This is a genomic window from Pseudomonas oryzihabitans (genome assembly GCF_007665395.1).
GTDB lineage: Bacteria > Pseudomonadota > Gammaproteobacteria > Pseudomonadales > Pseudomonadaceae > Chryseomonas > Chryseomonas psychrotolerans_C.
Genome location: NZ_VDND01000001.1, coordinates 64,872 through 83,068 on the forward strand (window position 1 = coordinate 64,872; position 18,197 = coordinate 83,068).

Sequence of the window (18,197 nt, forward strand, 5' to 3'; positions counted from 1 at the left end):
CTAGCGGCCGTAGCGCCGCAGCAGGCGCCGTTCGAGGCGGCGGGTGAAGAGGTTGAGCAATCCGCCGACCAGGCCGATCACCAGCATGCCGACCAGCACCAGATCCATGCGGAAATGCTCGCTGCCGTCGATCAGGGCATTGCCGATGCCCTCACCGGACACCAGCAGGTACTCGGCGCCGATGGTGGCGAGCCAGGAATAGATCAAGGCGAGATAGACGCCGGTGAACAGCGTGGGCAGGGCGGCGGGCACCATCACCTCCCACAGCGTCTGCCGCCGGCTGTAGCCATAGACGCGGGCGACCTCCAGCAGGCTGGGTGGCACCCCGCGCAGGCCGTCGCAGGTATGGACGGTGACCGGCACCAGGGCGGCGAGCGAGAGGAAGACCACCTTGGCCACGTCACCCAGACCGAACCAGACCGAGATCAGAGGGATCCAGGCGAACAGCGATACCTGCTTGAAGGTGTTGAAGCTCGGCCCGACCAGGCGCTCGAACAGCCGCGACTGACTGAGCAGATACCCCAGGACCAGGCCGCCCAGCGTGCCGATGGCGAAGCCGCTGAGGTTGCGTGCCAGGCTGGCAGCCAGCATGCGCCAGAGTTGCCCGGAGGCCAGCAGGTCCCAGGCGGTTGCCGCTACCTGCGCCGGGCTGACCAGCAGCGGCGAAGGCGTCTCGTCCAGCGCGGCCCACAGCCCCCAGCCAGCCAGTGCGAGAACGGGCACCCAGGCACCCCGGGTGGCGCTGCTCCACGTCGGTGCGGCAACGGTGGTCATCGGTTGCCCCCAGTTGGCCAGCCGCGCTGCAGGCGGCGTTCGAAGGTGTCGAACAGGCGGTCGATGGCGTAGCCGACGGCGCCGACGATCACCACTGCCGCCATCACCAGGTCAAGCTGGAACAGCTGCCGGCCGTAGACGATGAGGTAGCCGAGGCCCTCGCTGGACGCCACCAGCTCCACTACCACCAGCGACAGCCAGGCCTTGGTGAAACCCAGCCGCAGACCGGTGAACAGCGCCGGTATCCCGGCGGGCAGGATGACGTTGGTGACGATCTGGCGCTGCGAAAAGCCGTTGACCCGCGCGACCTCCACCAGGCGCTGCGGCGCCTCCTGGAAGAGCTGTACGGTGGCCAGGGTCACGGGGACCAGGGCGGCCTTGGCGATGAGCACGTACTTGAGTGGCTCGCCGATCCCGAAGAGCAGCAGCGCGAAGGGCAGCCAGCCCAGTACCGGGATCTGCACCAGGGCGTTGAAGGTAGGCAGCAGCAGGCCCTTGAGGCGCGGCGAAAGGCCCATCGCCGCGCCGAGTAGCAGACCCAGGCCGGCGCCGAGCAGAAAACCCACCAGCACCCGCTGCAGGCTGGCACTGGCATTCAGCCAGAGATCGCCGCTGTGGCCGAGTTCGACCAGGGTGTCATAGACATAGGCCAGGGGCGGCAGGACCTGGGGTGACACCCAGCCCTGCACCACGCCGAGCTGCCAGACGCCCAGCAGCGCCAGCGGCAGCAACCAGGGCAGCGCTGCTTCCCGCCAGCGCGAGCGCGCAGCCGTACGGGAAGCTGGCAATGAGGAGGCGGCGACGGTGGGCGTGACGGGCAAGGGCAGGGCGTTAGCGCGACTCATGCTGGGCGACCTCCGTCGGCGCGACGCCACCGCTGCTCGCCACGGGGCCCGGGGTGCGGCCATCGGCGCCATAGGCGATCCAGAACTGCTGCAGGTTCTGCCGCTGCAAGGCCTGCTCGAGGTAGCGGGTATCGAACCAGCCGTCGAGCTGTACCGGACGCCGGATCAGCTTCTCCGTCTTGGCCTGTTCGGCGACGGCCTGGTAGCGACCGCGGATGAAGGTATCGACCAGTGGCGAGTTGCGGTCCTTCAGCGACTGCCCTTCGTATTCCGCCTGCCAGGAACTGAGGGGAGCACCGGACTTCGCCCATTCCTCCAGCAGTGCCTGGCGATTGCTTTCCTCGGAGGCCCAGCGAGCGGCCTGGACCAGGACGTCCACCACTTTCTGCGTCTGCGCCGGGTGCTCGCGTTCGTATTCACCGCGTACCGTCAGGGCCACCTGGCGGGTCAGCCGCGGATCCTGGCCCTGGGTGCTGTAGATGATGTCCACCAGCCCCTGGTCGCGCAGCTTGAACAGCTCCAGACCGCCGAAGGCGGCGTCCACGCCCTTGGCGGCCAGGGCCGCCTGGGCGCTGCCGGTATCCAGGTTGATGACCTTGAGATCACGCTCGGTCAGGCCCTGTTCGGCCAGCACGTTGATGGCGACCAGGTGGCCATTGGTACCGCGGAAGATGGCGACCTGCTTGTCCTTCAGGTCCGCGATGGTCTTGATCGGCGAGCCTTTGGGTACCGCCACATAGACGTTGGAGCGTGTCCCCAGGGTCGCCAGCAGCTTGGTATCGAGGCCGTTGGCGCGGGCGACGACCTGGGGCAGGTCGCCCTGATAGGCGAAGTCGATCTGCCGGTTCGACAAGGCTTCATTGACCGCCGGCCCGGCACCCTTGAAGAAGAACCACTGCACTTCCGTGTCAGAGCCGGCGAACGCCTTTTCCAGCAATTGTTGATTACGGACCACCCCGAGCGGGGTGCCGCCGAAGGTCAGCGGATCGCCACCCCCGGCCTGGGCGATGCCGATGCGCAGCACTTCGGCGTGGGCGGCACCGGTGGTGCCGATCAGGGTGACGGCCGCGACGAAGCGGCTGCCCCAGGTACGAAAGCTCCCCATGTCTGGCTCCTTGCGTGGCCGTCAGGCGGCCAGGTGTTTCTTGTCGGCTTCGGTACGCGGCGAGCGGGCCTCGGCGGTGGGCTTGATGGCCTGGCTGGGGCGGCCGTCGACGCCGAAGGGCACCTCGCCGGCGATGGTGGTGCGGCGGACGACCCGTTCGGCGCTGCCATAGTCGTCGACGGCGATGTGCTGGGTGGCGCGGTTGTCCCAGAGCACCACGTCGCCGGTCTGCCAGCGCCAGCGCACGGTGTTCTCCAGGGCCGTGACCCGGTCCTGGAAGAGCCGCAACAGCTGCCGGGAGTCGTTGCCACTGACGCCCTGGATCTGCTTGACGAAATGGCCCAGCACCAGCGCCCGCTCGCCGGTTTCCGGATGGACCCGGACCAGCGGATGCTCGGTCTCGTACACCTCGGCGGTGAATTCCTCGCGATAGCGACGCAGGCCATTGGCCTCGGCATGGCGCGATGGGGCGTAGTCGTAGAGATTGGTGTGCAGCGCTCGCAGGCCGTCGGCCAGCGCCTTCAGGGGATCGGGCAGATCGGCGTAGGCCGCCGCGGTATTGGCCCAGACGGTGTCGCCGCCCTGGCTCGGGATCACCACGCCGCGCAGGATGGAAATCTTCGGGTAGTCCACCACGAAGGTCACATCGGTGTGCCAGGAGTTGGCCCGGCTGTGCCGTGAATCCAGATTGAGGATGGCCGCGCTGCGCTCGGCCGAGCGCACGGTGGGGTGGGGCACCTGCTCGCCGAAGCGGCGGGAAAAGGCCTCGTGCTCGTCGTCGTTCAGATGTTGATCACGCAGGAACACGACCTTGTAGTCGAGCAGTGCCCGATGCAAGGCGGCGAAGGTCGCGTCGTCGAGGTCGGCGGACAGCTTCACGCCGGAAATCTGCGCGCCGATACGACCGGTGAGGGGTTCGATAACGAGAGACATGGCTACACTCCGGGCGGGATGAGAAGTCGCTGGAGTGTAGAAGTGTGTTTTGCGAAGTTTCTAATCTTCAATGCGACTAAGCATATGCTTGTGTGACAGCCATTGGCGAAGTGTTTGCTGGGCAACACCGGTAATGTTCGACTGATCGAAGACTATTTTTAAGCTGTTGATTAGCAACATTTTTTAATGGGATGTCGCTCTATCTCGAACATTCCAGACGGCAACTGCCCGCTGCCAAACAGTTGCGTATCCGAAACAACAGTAGGTTTTTCGCCTGGCTATGAGGTAATGCCCGAATAGTATTTGGCGGTCTTCGCTTATTTCCCTAGTGTCGCGCCATGTCGATGAACGTCAGGGCAAGGTTGTGACTGTCTATCTGGATCCGCGGCAGCGCCGCCAGGTGAAATTGCTATCGCGAACCTTCGCGGCCCGCAGCGAATGGCCGACCTGGGCGCTGGTAGCCGGCGTCTATGGGAGCTGGCTGGGCCTGGTTGCCGCCTGGCCGGTGCTCGGCTATTGGGCGCTGCCACCGCTGGCGCTGGTCGTGGTACTCCACCAGTCGCTGCAACACGAGCTGATCCATGGCCATCCCACCGGGTCGTCGCGGGTCAATGCGGTCCTCGCCTATCCGCCGCTGGGCCTCTGGTTTCCCTTTCCGCTCTATCGCGACAGCCACCTGGCTCACCATCGCCGCGAGACACTGACCGACCCGGCCCTCGATCCCGAAAGCCGCTACGTCGATGGCGAGCTCTGGGAGAGGAGGGGGCCTGCCGGGCGTGGGGTGCTCTGGCTGGACAAGACCCTGATCGGCCGGGTGCTGCTGGGGCCGGTGCTGGCCCTGCAGGCCATGCTCAGCCATGAGTTTCGCCGCTGGCGGCGCGGCGAGCAGGGCGTAGGGCGCCTCTGGTGCCTTCACCTCGGTCTGGTCGCCGGGCTGCTGCTGGCCATCCAGCATTTTGCGGGCCTGCCCTGGCCGGTCTATGTGCTGGGCGTCGCCTGGCCCGCCCTGGCGCTGGCGCTGGTCAGGTCCTTCTACGAGCATCGGCCTGCGCGGGATCCCGCGCAGCGCTGCGTGCTCAACGAAAGCGGCGGGCCGTTGCGCTGGCTGTTCCTCAACAACACCCTGCACCTGGTTCACCACGACCTGCCGGGCTTGCCCTGGTACCTCATTCCCCGCGTCTATCGGGCCAGGCGCCATGCCTATCGGGTGCGCAGCGGGCATTTCGTCTTCACGGGCTATCGCGAGCTGGGCCGGCGTTTCGCCTGGCAGGCGGTGGATGCGCCCCTGCATCCGGAAGCCGGCGCTCCCGTCCGGCCACTGGCGAAGATCGACCGGCCCTGCGCCTACAGCCTGCCATGGTAATACCACCCCTATATGGGTTTCGCCCGACACTCGACCTCCTGCCTAGCCGAGCTAATAACGCGAAGCCGAGAGTAGCTGGCCGGTTCCGTGCCTCTGCTAGAGTGCCCGCTCCATGGGCAACGGTGAGGAGAGAAAGGTGCCGGAATCGACCTTCGAGGTGATCGTTCTGGGGCTGGGCGCCATGGGCGCGGCGACGCTCCATCAATTGGCCAAGCGCGGCGTCAAGGTCGCGGGAATCGACCGATATAAGCCGCCCCATGAGCTGGGCTCCAGTCACGGCGCCACGCGCATCACTCGCCAGGCAGTGGGCGAGGGTGCGGCCTACGTGCCCCTGGCGATCCGCTCCCAGCAGCTCTGGCGGGAGCTGGAAGCCGAGCAGGGCGTCAGGCTGTTCGAGCAAAGCGGCGTGCTGATCATGAACGCAACCGCGACCGCCACCTCCCATCACGGCCGCGCGGATTTCACCCAGACCACCCTGGAGCTGGCGCGCCAGTACGGCATCCCCCATGAGGAATGGGACGGTGCCACCCTTCGCCAGCGCTTCCCGCAGTTTCGCGTGGGGGACGACGCCCTTGGCTATTTCGAACCCGGGGGCGGCTACCTCTATCCGGAAGCCTGCATCCAGGCCCAGCTGGAAGCCGCCCAGGCGCATGGTGCCCAGATCATCACCGGCACCTGCATCGAGCGTCTGGAACAGGCCGGGCAGGGCGTGCGCCTGCATTCGGCCCAGGACAGCTGGCGTGCCGAGCGGGTGATCGTCGCCGCCGGCATGTGGAGTGCCGAGCTGCTGGGGGCGCCCTTCACCGGGCTGTTGCGCGTCTGTCGCCAGACGCTGCACTGGTTCGAGCAGACCCAGCCCGAGCTGTTTCCGGCCGATTCGCCCAGCTTCATCCTGGCTCACGGCCGTGGTGACAGTGACCTCTTCTACGGTTTCCCGCCGCTGCCCGGGGAGGGCGCGGTGAAAGTCGCTACCGAGCAGTATCTGGATAATACCACCCCTATAGAAATTGACCGATCACTCCATCCTGAAGAATCGAGCCAGCTGTTTAGTCAACAAGTAGGCAGGTGGGTCGCGGGCCTCTCGCCGCGGGTGGTGCGCAGCGCGGTCTGTGCCTATACAGTCACGCCGGATTTCGGCTTCATCGTCGATACCCACCCGAGGCTGCCAGGCGTGACCGTGGTCAGTGCCTGTTCGGGGCATGGCTTCAAGCATTCGGCGGCACTGGGCGAGGCGCTGGCCCAGCAGGTGACGACCGGGCGCAGCGACATCGACCTGAGCAGCTTCGCCCTGGCGCGGTTCGGCTAGCGGCTGCGCACCGTCAGGGTGACCAGGCGGGTCACCACCAGCGCGATGTACATCACCCCGGAGAACTGGCCGAGCATGACCAACGAGCGGGCCATGGGCTTGATCGGATAGATGTCGCTGAGGCCGACGCCGGAGAGGATCGCGAAGCTGACGTAGAGCAGCTCCGTCCAGGTACGGGCAGCCAGGGGATCGTTGGCGGCGGTGAAGCTGTTCGGCTGCAGGATCTGGCAGGCCGAATAGGCGTGGGCGAAGGCCCAGGCCAGCAGGGTGAAGGTCGCGCCCACCGCGAAGAGTTCGTCGGTGGTCGCGCGCTGGTCTTCCATCATGTAGGCGATCAGGCTGCCGGCGGCATAGAAGTAGAAGATCGCCTCGAGCACGGCGAGGGAGACCACCAGGTGCGGGTCGCCGTGCCATTCCACCAGCACCGTGAGCACCAGGATGCAGCCGGCGAGAATGAAGCCCAGCCACTGGATGGTCGGGCTGCGCCGTACCATGCGCAGCGCCGTGGCCAGCACGATGATGCCGAAGGCGCCGATGATGGCGCGGCCATGCTCTTCCTGTTCGACGAAGGGGTAGAGCAGCAGGCCGAGCAGCTGGATGAACAGCAGGTTGGCGGACGGGTAGCGGACCAGGTAATGCAGCGGGGTCTTCATCGGGGCTCGGGGCGGGTTCTGGGGCGGCAAGCGTAGCGGTTGGTGGGAGGCTGCGCCACGGGCGCCTTGGCACCCCGTGGCGGCGGTCTCAGGCGCCCTTGCGGCGGGTGGAGGGCAATAGCACGGTCAGTACGCCCAGCAGGGGCATGTAGGAACAGAGTTGGTAGACGTACTGGATGCCATGATGGTCGGCGAGATTGCCCAGGCCGGCGGCGGCGATGGCGCTGACGCCGAACATCAGGCCGAAGAAGACACCCGCGATCATGCCGACGTTGCCCGGTACCAGCTCCTGGGCGTAGACCACGATGGCCGAGAAGGCCGACGCCAGCACGAAGCCGATGATGACGCTGAGCACGCTGGTCCAGAACAGGTCGACGTAGGGCAGGGCCAGGGTGAAGGGCGCCGCGCCGAGGATCGAGAACCAGATGACCGCCTTGCGGCCGATGCGATCGCCGATGGGGCCGCCCAGGAAGGTGCCGGCGGCGACGGCGCCGAGGAAGAGGAACAGGTGCAGCTGGGAGCTGGCCACCGACAGGCCGAAGCGCTCGATCAGGTAGAAGGTGAAATAGCTGGTGAGGCTGGCCATGTAGATGTACTTGGAGAACACCAGCAGCGCGAGCACGATCAGGGCGAAGGTCACGCGCCGCGGCGACAGTCCATGGCTCACCATGGCGGGCTTGCGCCCTTTGGCGCTGCGCAGGTGCTGGCGATACCAGCGGGACAGCCCGTATTGCACGGCGATGGCGAACAGCGCGAACAGCGCGAACCAGGCGACGTGGGTCTGGCCGTAGGGAATGACGAGGGCGGCGGCCAGCAGCGGGCCGATGGCGGTACCGGCGTTGCCACCCACCTGGAAGGTCGACTGGGCCAGGCCGAAGCGGCCTCCCGACGCCAGGCGCGCGACCCTCGAAGTCTCGGGATGGAAGGTCGAGGAGCCGACGCCGATCAAAGCCGAGGCAGCGAGGATCGCCGGGAAGCTGCCGACGAAGGCCAGCAGCAGGACGCCGAACAGGGTGCAGACCATGCCGGCGGGCAGCAGATAGGGTTTAGGATGGCGGTCGGTGTGGAAGCCGATCCAGGGCTGGAGCAGCGACGCGGTGATCTGGAAGGCCAGGGTGATGAGGCCGATCTGGGTAAAGGTCAGACCATAGCTATCCTTGAGTAGCGGATAGATGGAAGGCAGGACCGACTGGATCAGATCGTTGATCAGGTGGGCGAGGGCGCAGGAGGCGAGGACTCCGGCCACCAGTGGCGAGGCGGCAGCGGGGAGGGGTGTCTCCCCCGGGGTGACGGGAGAGGCAGAGGAAACGGCCATGTAGCTATTACCCTTATTATTTATGTCCAGCCGCTCACTGTGGCATCCTGTGTCATCGGAATCCAGTGCCAGTTACCGGATGTTTCCGGCAATCCAGCTCATCACCCCGACCCTAGGCCGGCGGGGGATCGATGGCACCGATGACCTTGTTAACGCCTCTCGCAATGGCAGACCCCATGACAGCCAAAGATCCACTGCTCCTCGACCAGCAACTGTGCTTTTCCCTGTATTCGGCGTCGCTCGCCATGACGCAGCTGTACAAGCCGTTACTGGAAAGCATGGGCCTGACCTTTCCGCAGTACCTGATCATGCTGGTGCTCTGGGAGCACGATGGCCTCACCCTAAAGGAATTGTCCAACCGCCTGCGGCAGGACTCGGGCGCCCTGACCCCGGTGGTCAAGCGACTCGAGGCGGGCGGCCTGGTCACGCGTCGGCGCAGTGCGGAGGACGAGCGCAACCTGTCCATCGAACTCACCCCGGCCGGCCGCGCCCTGCGCGAACAGGCCAATGGCGTCAACAGCCGCGTCCGCGAGGTCTGCGCCCTGGGCGATGCCGGACTGGACGACCTGCGGGAAACCCTGGTGATGCTGCGCAGCCGCCTGGACGAGGAAGGCGCGAGTTCCTGAACCATCGCCGGCCAGGCGGTTCCCATGGCTACAGCCGCCGGGGAATACGTATGACCTTCACCTACCAACCCGACCAGGATTACCTGCTCGTGGATCTCGATAGCGGTCGCACCGCCGGCAAGTTGCTGCAGGGTGAATTGCACATCGCCGACAGCTGCAAGGGTGAAGATCCGCGCACCTACGCGCGACTGCTGGACGAGACGCTATGCAGTACCCTCGGTGACGAGGTCGGGCGGCGCCAGGGCGATATCCTCACCTTGCGCCGGACCGGCATCGAACTGCGCCTGGTGCCCATGGCCGTCGCCTGCGACTAGCGGCTCAGGACCGCGCGGCACCACCGCCGAAGAGTGCCCTGAACAGCCAGGCGACCAGCGCCACGTTGACCAGGGCCAGTAGGCAGAGCAATCCCAGCACCGCCTGGGGACCCTGGTGCTCCAGCACATAGCCGCACAGCAGCGGCGTGGCGGCCTGGCCCAGCAGCGCGGGCCGCGCCATGCGGCCGAGGATCGCCGCGTACTCCGTCGGACTCCAGAGCGCCAACGGCAGGGTGCCGCGAATGATCGCCCGCAGGCCGTTGCCCGCGCCGAAGACCACCAGGCCCACCACCGTGACCCAGACGACACTGGGCCCCAGCGTCACCAGCAGCAGCCCGGCCGCCGTGCAGACCACCGAGGCCAGTGCCGTCCAGAGCGGATGGCCATTGCGATTGACCAGGTCGATGAGCCGCGAACCCACCTGGCTGGGACCCAGGCAGGCACTCAGGGCGACTGCCGTCGCCAGTCCGTAGCCCAGGCTTTGCAGCAGGGTGATCAGCTGGATGGAGATCGCCGTCATCAGCACGGCGCCCAGGGTGAAGAGGGCGCACAGCACCCCATAGAGCGTGCGATTGACCGGGACCGTGGGCGCTGGCTGGACCGGACGCGGCGTCTGGGTAGCGAGGGCCGGCGCGGGCAAGGCGTGGCGGTACAGCGGCCAGATCGTCAGCAGCAGGACCGCGGCATAGGCCAGGCAGGCACCGCGCCAGCCGAGGTGGTTGACCAGCAGCGCGGCAATCGGCCAGGTGATGGCGGTGCAGAAGCCCGACACCAGGGTGATGCCGGTGATCGCCGAACGGGCCTGGGTGCCGTAGCAGGTACCCAAGGTCGCGAACAGGGCATCGTAGAGCCCGGCGGCCATGCCGATCCCCATGATCACCCAGGCCAGCAGGAACAACGGCAGGTGCTGGGCACTGGCCATCAAGGTCAGCCCCGCCGCCACACCCAGACCGCTGAGGGACAACAGGGTACGGCCGCCCTGGCGGGCGATCAGCCGCCCGCATGCCGGCGCGAGCAGCCCGGACACCAGCACGCCGAGGGAAAGTCCGCCATAGACCCACTGGCGGGACCAACCGGTCTCCTGCACCACAGGGTCGGCGAGTACGGCGAGAATGAAGAAGGAGCCGCCCCAGACGAGAATCTGGCCGATGCCGAGCAGCAGGATCTGGAACGGGGATGCCTTGGGTGGAGCGGAGGCCATGGTGGTGGAGGTCGACGGCTCAGTGAAGGCTGCGGACGTTAGCCCCTGGCGACCCTCACTGCAATGGCCAGGTCTTTTTCTGGCGCTGGCCTTTTGTCATCAAGCCGACATTTTACCTGCCTAGTCTCGTCCGCTCGACCGTCTTCCTGTAGTGACGTCTCCATGCTCCGTTTCCTCGCTCCGTTACGCCGTTCCCTGGATCGTTCCTGGCTTAGATCGCTCAAGACCGGCCCACGGATGCTCTGCGCCTTTACCTTCGCCGCGGTGCTGCTGGCCGGACTCGGCCTCTTTTCCCTCTGGGAGATGCAACAGCTGCGGCGCCAGGCGCTGATCATGGAGCAGCATTCCCTGCCGAGCATGGCCATCGCCGACGCCTTGGCGATCAACCTCGGCAAGTTGCGCAATCAGGCGTCGGTGGTCCTGCTCAACGCCGAGGATCCGGGCGCCGTGGCCATGAGCCGGATCACCCTGGAACAGCTGGTCAACGAGACCGATCAACTGTTCCGCGACTACGAACCGGTGATCGCCGAGGCCACCGAAGGCGATTCGGTCAAGGCGCTGCACGGTGCCTACCAGCCCTTCGTCGCCGGACTGCGCCAGGAAGTGCAGCTGATCGAGCAGCAACAGCTCGCGGCGGCGCGGGTGCAGCTGGATACCGTGGTGACCCTGCAGGGTGACCTGATGGACATGCAGGTCCAGTTGCTACGTGAACTGAACAAGCAGGGCGCGGCCCAGGCCAAGGCGCGGGCGGAAACCCAGTTCGCCCAGGCCCGGGCCATCGTCTGGTCGGCCATCGGCGGCGCCATCGTGCTGTTGCTGCTGCTGGCCTGGCGACTGACCCGCAGCGTGGTGCAGCCCCTGCGCCAGGCGCTGGACATTTCCACCGGCATCGCCGCGGGCGACCTGCGGAAGGCGATCCAGGCCCGGGGTCGCGACGAAGCGGCCATGCTGCTGCTGGCCCTCGAGCGCATGCAGGGCAACCTGCGCGAGGTGTTGGCCCATACCGGCAATGCGTCCGAGCAACTGGCCTCGGCCTCGACCCAGATGAGCGCGGTGATGGATGACAGCTGCCGCAACCTGGAACGCCAGACGGCCGACATCCAGCAGGCGGCCACCGCGGTGACCCAGCTCAACCAGGCGGTGCAGGCGGTATGCGAGCACGCGACGTCCACCTCCGCCGAGTCGCGCCGCTGCGTCGACCAGGCCAAGCAGGGCCAGGCGCAGGTCCAGCAGACGCTGGTCGCCATCACCCAGCTGGTCGGCAACGTCGACGAGGCCGCCACCCAGGCGGACCACCTGGCCGCGCAGTCCAAGGGCATCAGCAAGATGCTCGACGTGATCCGTACCGTGGCCGAGCAGACCAACCTGTTGGCGCTCAACGCCGCCATCGAGGCAGCCCGCGCGGGGGATGCGGGGCGTGGCTTCGCCGTGGTAGCGGACGAGGTACGCGGCCTGGCCCGGCGGACCGGCGATTCCACCCGGGAGATCGAAGGGCTGATCGACGGGGTGCAGCAGGTCAGCGAGAAGACCGTGGCGGCGCTCGACCAGAGTCGCCTGCAGGCCAGCCATACCCGTGACCAGGCGCAGGCGACCTGGCAGGTGCTGGAGGGCATCACCCAGGCCATCACCGCCATCGGCCAGCGCAACGATGCCATCGCCGCCGCCACCGAAGAGCAGACCGCCACCACCGCCGCGGTCGACCGCAATCTCACGCTGATCCGCGACGCCGCCACCCAGACCGCCGCGGGCGCGCAGCAGACCAGCGCCAGCAGCCAGCAACTCTCCCGCCTGGCCGCGGACCTGCATGGCGCCCTGCAACGCTTCGAGGTCTAGCGCGACCGGGCCGATCAGGGCTCAAGCGGCCAACATCACCCGGTCGCGGCCTTCCTGCTTGCCGCGGTAGAGCGCCTGGTCGGCACGTTCCAGGGCGCTGGCGAAGGCTTCGCAATCACGGATCTCGCAGACCGCCAGGGTCGCCGTGACCCGCGCCGGCCCACGTTCCAGGGACTGGGTCACCTCGCCCAGGCGCTGGCGGATCCGCTCCGCCACGCCCCAGGCCACCTCGGTGCGGGCCTGGGGCAGCAGCACGAGGAATTCTTCGCCGCCCCAGCGCGCCGCGAGGTCCGAATGCCGGACTTCGCGGCGGATGACGTCGGCGATCCGCTGCAGTACCAGGTCGCCGCAGTCATGGCCGAATCTATCGTTGATGTGCTTGAAGTGATCGATGTCGAACAGGATCAGGCTGCCGCTGAGGCACTGGTCCTGGTCGGCCTGGTCGAGGATCCGCCGGCGGTTGTACAGGTTGGTGAGGCTGTCGTGGCTGGCGGAGTGCAGCAGGTCCAGCTGCATCTGGGTGCTGTGGTAGAAGGAGGCCCCGGTGCCATAGAGGAGCAGCAGCAGGGCACTGATGATGTTGCCGGTACCGAACAGCTTCATCGCCAGCGGTGGCAGCGTCGCCGGTGGATGCAGCAGGTAGCCGCCGGCCAGGGTGACCAGGATGCCGAGGACCAGCAGCAGATGGCGACGGGGCGCGGTGCGGTAGTTGTAGATGATGATCGGCAGGATGCACAGCACGTAGAAATGGAAGTTGCTGTCCCAGCCGAGTTGCCAGGTGGCGAAGCAGGCGTGGCCGACGATTTCGCAGCTCATGGTTAGGCTGGCGATGCGGTAGCGACGCTGGCGCAGGGCGGCCAGGCAACCCAGGTACAGGGCCACGCTGGCCACGTTGGCCCAGACCATCGCCGTCTGGTCGAGGAGGGCGAAGATCACCAGCAGGACCAGATGGATACCCATGGCGGCCTGGACCACGGGTTTGGCGACCTCCCAGAAGCGTTCCAGGGAATGGTTCAGGGCCTGGTGGCGGTCGCGATAGGAAAGAGCTGTCATGAAGGGTCACCGGAAAACCGTGCGCCAATGATAAACGCGCTAAATAATAAGCTTAATGGCAAACGGCCAGCCTGGGTGATCCTTTAGCCGAATGGAGCTTGGGAAGGACCCAGCGGAGTGGATGCCCCTGTCTAGACCGGGGCAACGTCCGTCGCCGAGCTCCGCTCAGTGGTCGGGCGGTCGCAGCGCCTGCTGGTGACCCGTCAAAAGGCTGACTTCAAGCCTCCGGCGGAAGCCTTTGACCGGCGCGGGAGGCGGAGAGGCCTTGCCGATTTCCTCGGGCAGCGGGTTGGCATATACGCCGGCTTGCCTGGCGCGGGGGACGTCTCTAAGGTGACGACGCGCCATGCCGGCGCTCTTCAACCGCGGAGGTGGCCTTGGAGCTGAGCCAGCGCCTGGCACAGGAAATCGTCGAGCGCGCCATGCGCATCCTGCCGGGCAACGTGAACGTCATGGACGCCGCCGGGCTGATCATCGGCTCGGGTGACCCGACGCGGCTGTTCACCCGCCATGCCGGCGCGCGGCAGGTGATCGCCGAAAGCCGGGCGGTGGCGCTGGATGCCGCGGCCGCCGCCCGATTGCCGGGCGTCCAGGCCGGGATCAACCTGCCGCTGTATCGTCAGGGTGAGCTGGTCGGGGTACTCGGGGTGAGCGGCGAGGATGCCGAACAGCTGCGCTTGCCCGCCGAACTCCTGCGCCTGACGGCGGAAATGCTCATCGAACAGGCGGCCGGCCAGCCGTCTGCGAGCGCCGGCATGACTCCTCCCTTGCTGCGCCAGCTGCTGGCACCCGCCGCGACGCCCGAGCTGAGTCGCCACGCCAGCCTGCTCGGCTTGCGGCCGGAGCTGCCGCGGGATGTGCTGCTGCTGGAATTCGCCGCGCCAGCGCCGACCTTTGGCGACTGGGCACAGGGGCGCATTGCCGACAGCTGGTGCCTGCCACGGGAGGAGTGCCAGTGGCTCTGGTACCGCCCTGGCACGCTCTCCCCGTCGGTCCTGCTGGACGAACTACCCGCCCAGGGTTGGTCACTGGCGCGCAGTGCCTGGGTGCCGCAGGCGCGTCCCTGGCGTGGGCTGGCCGAGACGACCCGGCGGGCGCTGGACCTGCTGGCCGTGGCCAGGCGTCTGCGACCGGCACCCGACCAGGTGATGCTGGACGAGCTGGCGCTGCCCACCTGGCTGCACGGCCAGGCCGGGCGCCCGGACAGCGCCTGGCTGCTGGAGCCCCTCGAACGGCTGCGCCAGGCCGATGGCGATGGCCAGCTGCTGGCGACGCTGCGCAGCTGGTTCGCCCAGGATGCCAGCCCCCAGGCCTGTGCCGCGGCCCTGGGGCTGCACCGCAATGGCCTGCGGCATCGGCTGGAACGTATCCAGGCAGTGACGGGCCGCGATCCGCGGCGCTTCGCCGAGGCCGCCGAGCTGTATTGCGCACTTCAGCTGCTGGATGCCAGCTAGGCGATTCCACAGTCTTGATGGCACCTTGCTGGGCAAATGTCCTGTTGTCGTTCTCGCTGATCCGGGAAACACTCGGCGTACAACAACGGAGAATCGCCCATGAAGATCGTCATCGCTCCCGATTCCTTCAAGGAGAGCCTGTCCGCCGCAGGCGTCGCCCGCGCCCTGGCGCGCGGCCTGCGCCAGGCCTTGCCGGCGGCCGAGCTGATCGAATGCCCGCTGGGCGACGGCGGTGAGGGCACCCTGGACGCCGTGCTGGCCGCCACCGGCGGCGAGGTGCGCCAGGCGCAGGTGACCGGGCCGCTGGGCGAGTCGGTGAGCGCCCGCTGGGGCTGGCTGGCCGAGCAGCGCACCGCCTTCGTCGAGATGGCCAGTGCCAGTGGCCTGGAGCTGGTACCCAGGGCCCGGCGCGAGGTGCTGGCCGCCACTTCCCGCGGCACCGGCGAGTTGCTGCGCGCGGCCCTGGACGCCGGCGCCGAGCGCCTGGTACTGGCCATCGGTGGCAGCGCCACCAACGATGGCGGCGCGGGTCTGCTCCAGGCCCTGGGCGTGGGGTTGCTGGACCGGCAGGGGCAGGCGCTGGCGGCAGGTGGCGCCGCCCTCGCCGGGCTGGCGCGGATCGAGCTGGCGCAGCTGCATCCGCGCCTGGCCGCGGTGGACGTGATCATCGCCGCCGACGTCGACAACCCACTCTGCGGTCCCCAGGGCGCCAGCCACGTCTTCGGTCCGCAGAAGGGCGCCTCGGCCGAGCAGGTCCGCCAGCTCGACGAGGCGCTGGGGCACTTCGCGTCGGTCACCGCCACGACCCTGGGCCGCGACGTCCGCGGGCAGCCGGGTGCCGGCGCGGCCGGTGGCGTCGGCTTCGCCGCCCTGGCGTTTCTCCAGGCGACCTTCCGCCCGGGCATCGAGGTGGTGGCCGAGCTGGTGGGGCTGGAGGCGGCACTGCGCGGTGCCGACCTGGCACTGACCGGGGAAGGGCGGCTGGACGGCCAGACCCTGAGAGGCAAGACCCCCGCCGGGGTGCTGCGCCTGGCCCGGCGAGTGGGCGTGCCGGTGGTGGCCGTGGCCGGCTCCCTGGGAGAGGGCTACGACGCTCTCTACGAACAGGGCCTGGCGGCGGCCTTCAGCCTGGTGCCGGGTCCGCTCAGCCTGGACGAGGCCCTGACCCAGGCCGAGGTGCTGCTGGAACGTACCGCGCGGGATATCGGACGGCTGTGGGCAACGGCCAAGGCCTGAGCGCGCTCAGTCCGCCGCGCTGGCCGGGTCGTCGAGGTGGTCGATGCGCTGGAAGCGCTCCACCAGGAAGTCGATGAAGTGCCGCACCTTGGCCGACAGGTGATGATGCTCGGAATAGACCGCATAGACGTCCGCCGAGGGCGGGCGGGCGTCTTCCAGCACCCGGCGTAGCCGCCCGCTGCGGACGTAGCGGGCGATGTCCCATTCCGCGCGCAGCAGGATACCGCGGCCTTCCAGGGCCCAGTTCAGCGCCACCTCGCCGTCGTTGCAGCTCAGGTTGCTGCGCACCTTGACGCTGCGGGTGCGCGAGCCTTCGAGGAACTCCCAGACCCCGTGAATGCTGTCGTTCTGGCGCAGGAAGATGCAGTTGTGCGCGGCCAGCTCCTGCAGCCGCTCCGGGGTGCCATGACGTTCCAGGTAGAGCGGCGAGGCGCACAGTAGCCGGCGATTGCTGGCGATGCGCCGCGCGTGATAGCCGGCATCCGGGGCCACGCCGAAACGGATGCCCAGGTCCAGGCCATGGGCGGCCAGCTCCATGGGATGGTCGCTGAGCAGCAGCTGGGTTTCCACTTCGGGATAGCGGTCGATGAAGGCCGCCAGCGCCGGCCCTATGTAGCGCCGACCGAAGCCCAGGGAGGCGTTGACCCGCAGCAGTCCCTTGGGCTGGCCACGGCGGCTGGCAACCATGTCCTCCACCGCTTCGATGTCGCCGAGGATGCGTCCGGCATGGCGGAAATACAGTTCGCCCTCGGGCGTCAGTCCCAGCGAGCGGGTGGTGCGATTGACCAGCCGCACCCCCAGGCGCCGTTCCAGGGCGGCCAATCGCTTGCTCACCGCCGGCGGGGTGATACCCAGCTCGCGCGCCGTGGCCGCGAGGTTGCCTTGCTGGGCCAGCAGGTGGAAGAAGCTGAGGTCCTGGGGACGGCTCATTATTAACCTCAATTCACTTATGTGATGATTTGAGGTGAATCTTAGCCTGGATTTCACTACCTATACTCGGCCCTACGCTGCCAGCCGGCGTTCCCCCAACGAACAAGAGCACAGGGCCACGTCATGAAGAACTACAAGATCGCTGCCATTCCCGGAGACGGTATCGGGGTCGAAGTCATAGCCGCCGGCCTCGAGGTCCTCGAGGGCCTGGCCAAGCGCCTGGGCGGTTTCGCGTTCGAGGTCAGCCACTACCCCTGGGATTCGGAGTACTACCTGGAGCATGGCCACTACATCCCCGCAGGGGGATTGGAGGAGATCAAGCAGGCCGACGCCATCTTCTTCGGCGCGGTGGGCAGCCAGAAGGTGCCGGACCATATTTCCCTCTGGGGCCTGCGCCTGCCGATCTGCCAAGGCTTCGACCAATACGCCAACGTCCGTCCAGCGCGGGTGCTGCCAGGGGTGAAGAGTCCGCTCACCAACGGCCAGGCCATCGACTGGGTGATCGTCCGGGAAAACTCCGAAGGCGAGTATTCCGGCAGCGGCGGGCGGGTCCACCAGGGGTTGCCCATCGAGGTGGCCACCGAGGTCTCGACCTTCACCCGTGTCGGCGTCGAGCGCATCCATAGGTTTGCCTTCGAGCTGGCCCGCAGCCGCCCGGCCAAGCACCTGACCCTGGTGACCAAGTCCAATGCCCAGCGCCACGGCATGGTGCTGTGGGACGAGGTGTTCGCCGAAGTGGCCAAGGACTATCCGGACGTGCGCACCACCCGCGAACTGGTGGACGCCGTGACCACCACCATGGTGCTCAAGCCGGGCAACCTGGACGTGATCGTCGCGACCAACCTGCACGCCGATATCCTCTCGGACCTGGCCGCGGCGCTGTCTGGCAGCCTGGGCATCGCGCCCACCGCCAATCTCAATCCCGAGCGCAGCTTCCCGTCGATGTTCGAACCCATCCACGGCTCGGCCTTCGACATCACCGGCAAGGGCGTGGCCAACCCCATCGCCACCTTCTGGACCGCGGCGCTGATGCTGGACCACCTCGGCGAGCGCGAGGCCAGCGCCCACCTGATGAGTGCCATCGAGGAGGTCACCGCCAGCGGCCTGCACACGCCGGACCTAGGCGGCACGGCCACCACGCGCCAGGTCACCGACGCCCTGCTGGAGCTAATTGCCCGCTAGACCGGCGGCGCCACCCGCGGCCAGGCGGCGCGGGTGGCCAGGGTCTGCACGTTCACGGGCGACCGCCCGCGCGG

The 18,197-nt window shown here is 67.6% G+C and carries 17 protein-coding genes; 8 read left to right on the plus strand and 9 right to left on the minus strand.

Features of this window, described 5'->3' with window-relative positions:
- Genes FSV73_RS00295 through FSV73_RS00310 form a run of 4 tightly spaced genes read right to left on the minus strand, consistent with a single transcriptional unit; the run spans window position 1 to window position 3,657 of the window.
- The gene (locus FSV73_RS00295) at window positions 1–774 is read right to left on the minus strand and encodes an ABC transporter permease (RefSeq protein WP_145002263.1); all 774 of its coding nucleotides are present in this window, start codon (window positions 772–774) and stop codon (window positions 1–3) included.
- A complete protein-coding gene (locus tag FSV73_RS00300) occupies window positions 771–1,619 on the minus strand; it encodes an ABC transporter permease (protein ID WP_145002265.1) in 849 nt (282 codons plus the stop codon). The genes FSV73_RS00295 and FSV73_RS00300 overlap by 4 nt, the downstream gene beginning before the upstream one ends.
- Entirely contained in the window at window positions 1,606–2,724 is a 1,119-nt protein-coding gene (locus FSV73_RS00305; RefSeq protein WP_145002267.1) for an ABC transporter substrate-binding protein, read from the minus strand. Before FSV73_RS00305 ends, FSV73_RS00300 begins: the two co-directional genes overlap by 14 nt.
- Before the next feature lie 21 nt (window positions 2,725–2,745).
- On the minus strand, window positions 2,746–3,657 hold the full coding sequence (locus FSV73_RS00310; protein ID WP_145002269.1) for a TauD/TfdA dioxygenase family protein: 912 nt from the start codon (window positions 3,655–3,657) through the stop codon (window positions 2,746–2,748).
- 364 nt (window positions 3,658–4,021) lie between these two features.
- Here FSV73_RS00310 and FSV73_RS00315 point away from each other — a divergent pair, with 364 nt between their 5' ends.
- Together FSV73_RS00315 and solA are read left to right on the plus strand one after the other, a co-directional pair.
- On the plus strand, window positions 4,022–5,020 hold the full coding sequence (locus FSV73_RS00315) for a fatty acid desaturase (RefSeq protein ID WP_145002271.1): 999 nt from the start codon (window positions 4,022–4,024) through the stop codon (window positions 5,018–5,020).
- 112 nt (window positions 5,021–5,132) lie between these two features.
- Complete coding sequence (gene solA / locus FSV73_RS00320) at window positions 5,133–6,326, plus strand: N-methyl-L-tryptophan oxidase (RefSeq protein WP_145002273.1); 1,194 nt, start codon at window positions 5,133–5,135, stop codon at window positions 6,324–6,326.
- Here solA and FSV73_RS00325 read toward each other — a convergent pair.
- Both FSV73_RS00325 and FSV73_RS00330 read right to left on the minus strand, forming a co-directional pair.
- Window positions 6,323–6,979: an ion channel gene (locus FSV73_RS00325; RefSeq protein WP_145002275.1), complete on the minus strand. Its 657-nt coding sequence runs from the start codon at window positions 6,977–6,979 to the stop codon at window positions 6,323–6,325. The genes solA and FSV73_RS00325 overlap by 4 nt on opposite strands.
- A gap of 88 nt (window positions 6,980–7,067) precedes the next feature.
- On the minus strand, window positions 7,068–8,294 hold the full coding sequence (locus FSV73_RS00330) for an MFS transporter (protein ID WP_145002277.1): 1,227 nt from the start codon (window positions 8,292–8,294) through the stop codon (window positions 7,068–7,070).
- Between the two features lie 176 nt (window positions 8,295–8,470).
- On the opposite strand from FSV73_RS00330, the gene FSV73_RS00335 reads away from it, so the two are divergent.
- A complete protein-coding gene (locus FSV73_RS00335) occupies window positions 8,471–8,920 on the plus strand; it encodes a MarR family winged helix-turn-helix transcriptional regulator (protein ID WP_145002279.1) in 450 nt (149 codons plus the stop codon).
- Window positions 8,921–8,970: 50 nt separating this feature from the next.
- Window positions 8,971–9,234 (plus strand): hypothetical protein, encoded by a 264-nt coding sequence (locus FSV73_RS00340; RefSeq protein ID WP_145002281.1) that lies wholly within the window; start codon window positions 8,971–8,973, stop codon window positions 9,232–9,234.
- Between the two features lie 4 nt (window positions 9,235–9,238).
- Here the strand turns inward: FSV73_RS00340 and FSV73_RS00345 are convergent, their stop codons facing one another.
- Complete coding sequence (locus FSV73_RS00345) at window positions 9,239–10,435, minus strand: MFS transporter (protein ID WP_145002283.1); 1,197 nt, start codon at window positions 10,433–10,435, stop codon at window positions 9,239–9,241.
- A 162-nt stretch (window positions 10,436–10,597) separates the two neighbouring features.
- Between FSV73_RS00345 and FSV73_RS00350 the strand changes: the two genes are divergently transcribed.
- On the plus strand, window positions 10,598–12,268 hold the full coding sequence (locus FSV73_RS00350; RefSeq protein ID WP_145002285.1) for a methyl-accepting chemotaxis protein: 1,671 nt from the start codon (window positions 10,598–10,600) through the stop codon (window positions 12,266–12,268).
- A gap of 21 nt (window positions 12,269–12,289) precedes the next feature.
- Here the strand turns inward: FSV73_RS00350 and FSV73_RS00355 are convergent, their stop codons facing one another.
- Window positions 12,290–13,321 (minus strand): GGDEF domain-containing protein, encoded by a 1,032-nt coding sequence (locus tag FSV73_RS00355; protein WP_145002287.1) that lies wholly within the window; start codon window positions 13,319–13,321, stop codon window positions 12,290–12,292.
- Between the two features lie 377 nt (window positions 13,322–13,698).
- Here FSV73_RS00355 and FSV73_RS00360 point away from each other — a divergent pair, with 377 nt between their 5' ends.
- Both FSV73_RS00360 and FSV73_RS00365 read left to right on the plus strand, forming a co-directional pair.
- The gene (locus tag FSV73_RS00360; protein ID WP_145002289.1) at window positions 13,699–14,775 is read left to right on the plus strand and encodes a sugar diacid recognition domain-containing protein; all 1,077 of its coding nucleotides are present in this window, start codon (window positions 13,699–13,701) and stop codon (window positions 14,773–14,775) included.
- Window positions 14,776–14,874: 99 nt separating this feature from the next.
- Entirely contained in the window at window positions 14,875–16,011 is a 1,137-nt protein-coding gene (locus tag FSV73_RS00365) for a glycerate kinase (RefSeq protein WP_145002291.1), read from the plus strand.
- A gap of 6 nt (window positions 16,012–16,017) precedes the next feature.
- Here FSV73_RS00365 and FSV73_RS00370 read toward each other — a convergent pair whose 3' ends face one another.
- The gene (locus FSV73_RS00370) at window positions 16,018–16,941 is read right to left on the minus strand and encodes a LysR family transcriptional regulator (protein ID WP_145002293.1); all 924 of its coding nucleotides are present in this window, start codon (window positions 16,939–16,941) and stop codon (window positions 16,018–16,020) included.
- 123 nt (window positions 16,942–17,064) lie between these two features.
- Here FSV73_RS00370 and FSV73_RS00375 point away from each other — a divergent pair, with 123 nt between their 5' ends.
- Entirely contained in the window at window positions 17,065–18,123 is a 1,059-nt protein-coding gene (locus tag FSV73_RS00375; protein WP_145002295.1) for a tartrate dehydrogenase, read from the plus strand.
- Window positions 18,124–18,197: the final 74 nt, after the last annotated feature.

What these genes read in the sequence shown, in the direction of transcription:
- FSV73_RS00295 (WP_145002263.1), bottom strand. Translation starts at nt 774, where the DNA reads ATGACCACCGTTGCCGCACCGACGTGGAGCAGCGCCACCCGGGGTGCC.
- FSV73_RS00300 (WP_145002265.1), bottom strand. Translation starts at nt 1,619, where the DNA reads ATGAGTCGCGCTAACGCCCTGCCCTTGCCCGTCACGCCCACCGTCGCC.
- FSV73_RS00305 (WP_145002267.1), bottom strand. Translation starts at nt 2,724, where the DNA reads ATGGGGAGCTTTCGTACCTGGGGCAGCCGCTTCGTCGCGGCCGTCACC.
- FSV73_RS00310 (WP_145002269.1), bottom strand. Translation starts at nt 3,657, where the DNA reads ATGTCTCTCGTTATCGAACCCCTCACCGGTCGTATCGGCGCGCAGATT.
- solA (WP_145002273.1), top strand. Translation starts at nt 5,133, where the DNA reads ATGGGCAACGGTGAGGAGAGAAAGGTGCCGGAATCGACCTTCGAGGTG.
- FSV73_RS00325 (WP_145002275.1), bottom strand. Translation starts at nt 6,979, where the DNA reads ATGAAGACCCCGCTGCATTACCTGGTCCGCTACCCGTCCGCCAACCTG.
- FSV73_RS00330 (WP_145002277.1), bottom strand. Translation starts at nt 8,294, where the DNA reads ATGGCCGTTTCCTCTGCCTCTCCCGTCACCCCGGGGGAGACACCCCTC.
- FSV73_RS00335 (WP_145002279.1), top strand. Translation starts at nt 8,471, where the DNA reads ATGACAGCCAAAGATCCACTGCTCCTCGACCAGCAACTGTGCTTTTCC.
- FSV73_RS00340 (WP_145002281.1), top strand. Translation starts at nt 8,971, where the DNA reads ATGACCTTCACCTACCAACCCGACCAGGATTACCTGCTCGTGGATCTC.
- FSV73_RS00345 (WP_145002283.1), bottom strand. Translation starts at nt 10,435, where the DNA reads ATGGCCTCCGCTCCACCCAAGGCATCCCCGTTCCAGATCCTGCTGCTC.
- FSV73_RS00350 (WP_145002285.1), top strand. Translation starts at nt 10,598, where the DNA reads ATGCTCCGTTTCCTCGCTCCGTTACGCCGTTCCCTGGATCGTTCCTGG.
- FSV73_RS00355 (WP_145002287.1), bottom strand. Translation starts at nt 13,321, where the DNA reads ATGACAGCTCTTTCCTATCGCGACCGCCACCAGGCCCTGAACCATTCC.
- FSV73_RS00365 (WP_145002291.1), top strand. Translation starts at nt 14,875, where the DNA reads ATGAAGATCGTCATCGCTCCCGATTCCTTCAAGGAGAGCCTGTCCGCC.
- FSV73_RS00370 (WP_145002293.1), bottom strand. Translation starts at nt 16,941, where the DNA reads ATGAGCCGTCCCCAGGACCTCAGCTTCTTCCACCTGCTGGCCCAGCAA.
- FSV73_RS00375 (WP_145002295.1), top strand. Translation starts at nt 17,065, where the DNA reads ATGAAGAACTACAAGATCGCTGCCATTCCCGGAGACGGTATCGGGGTC.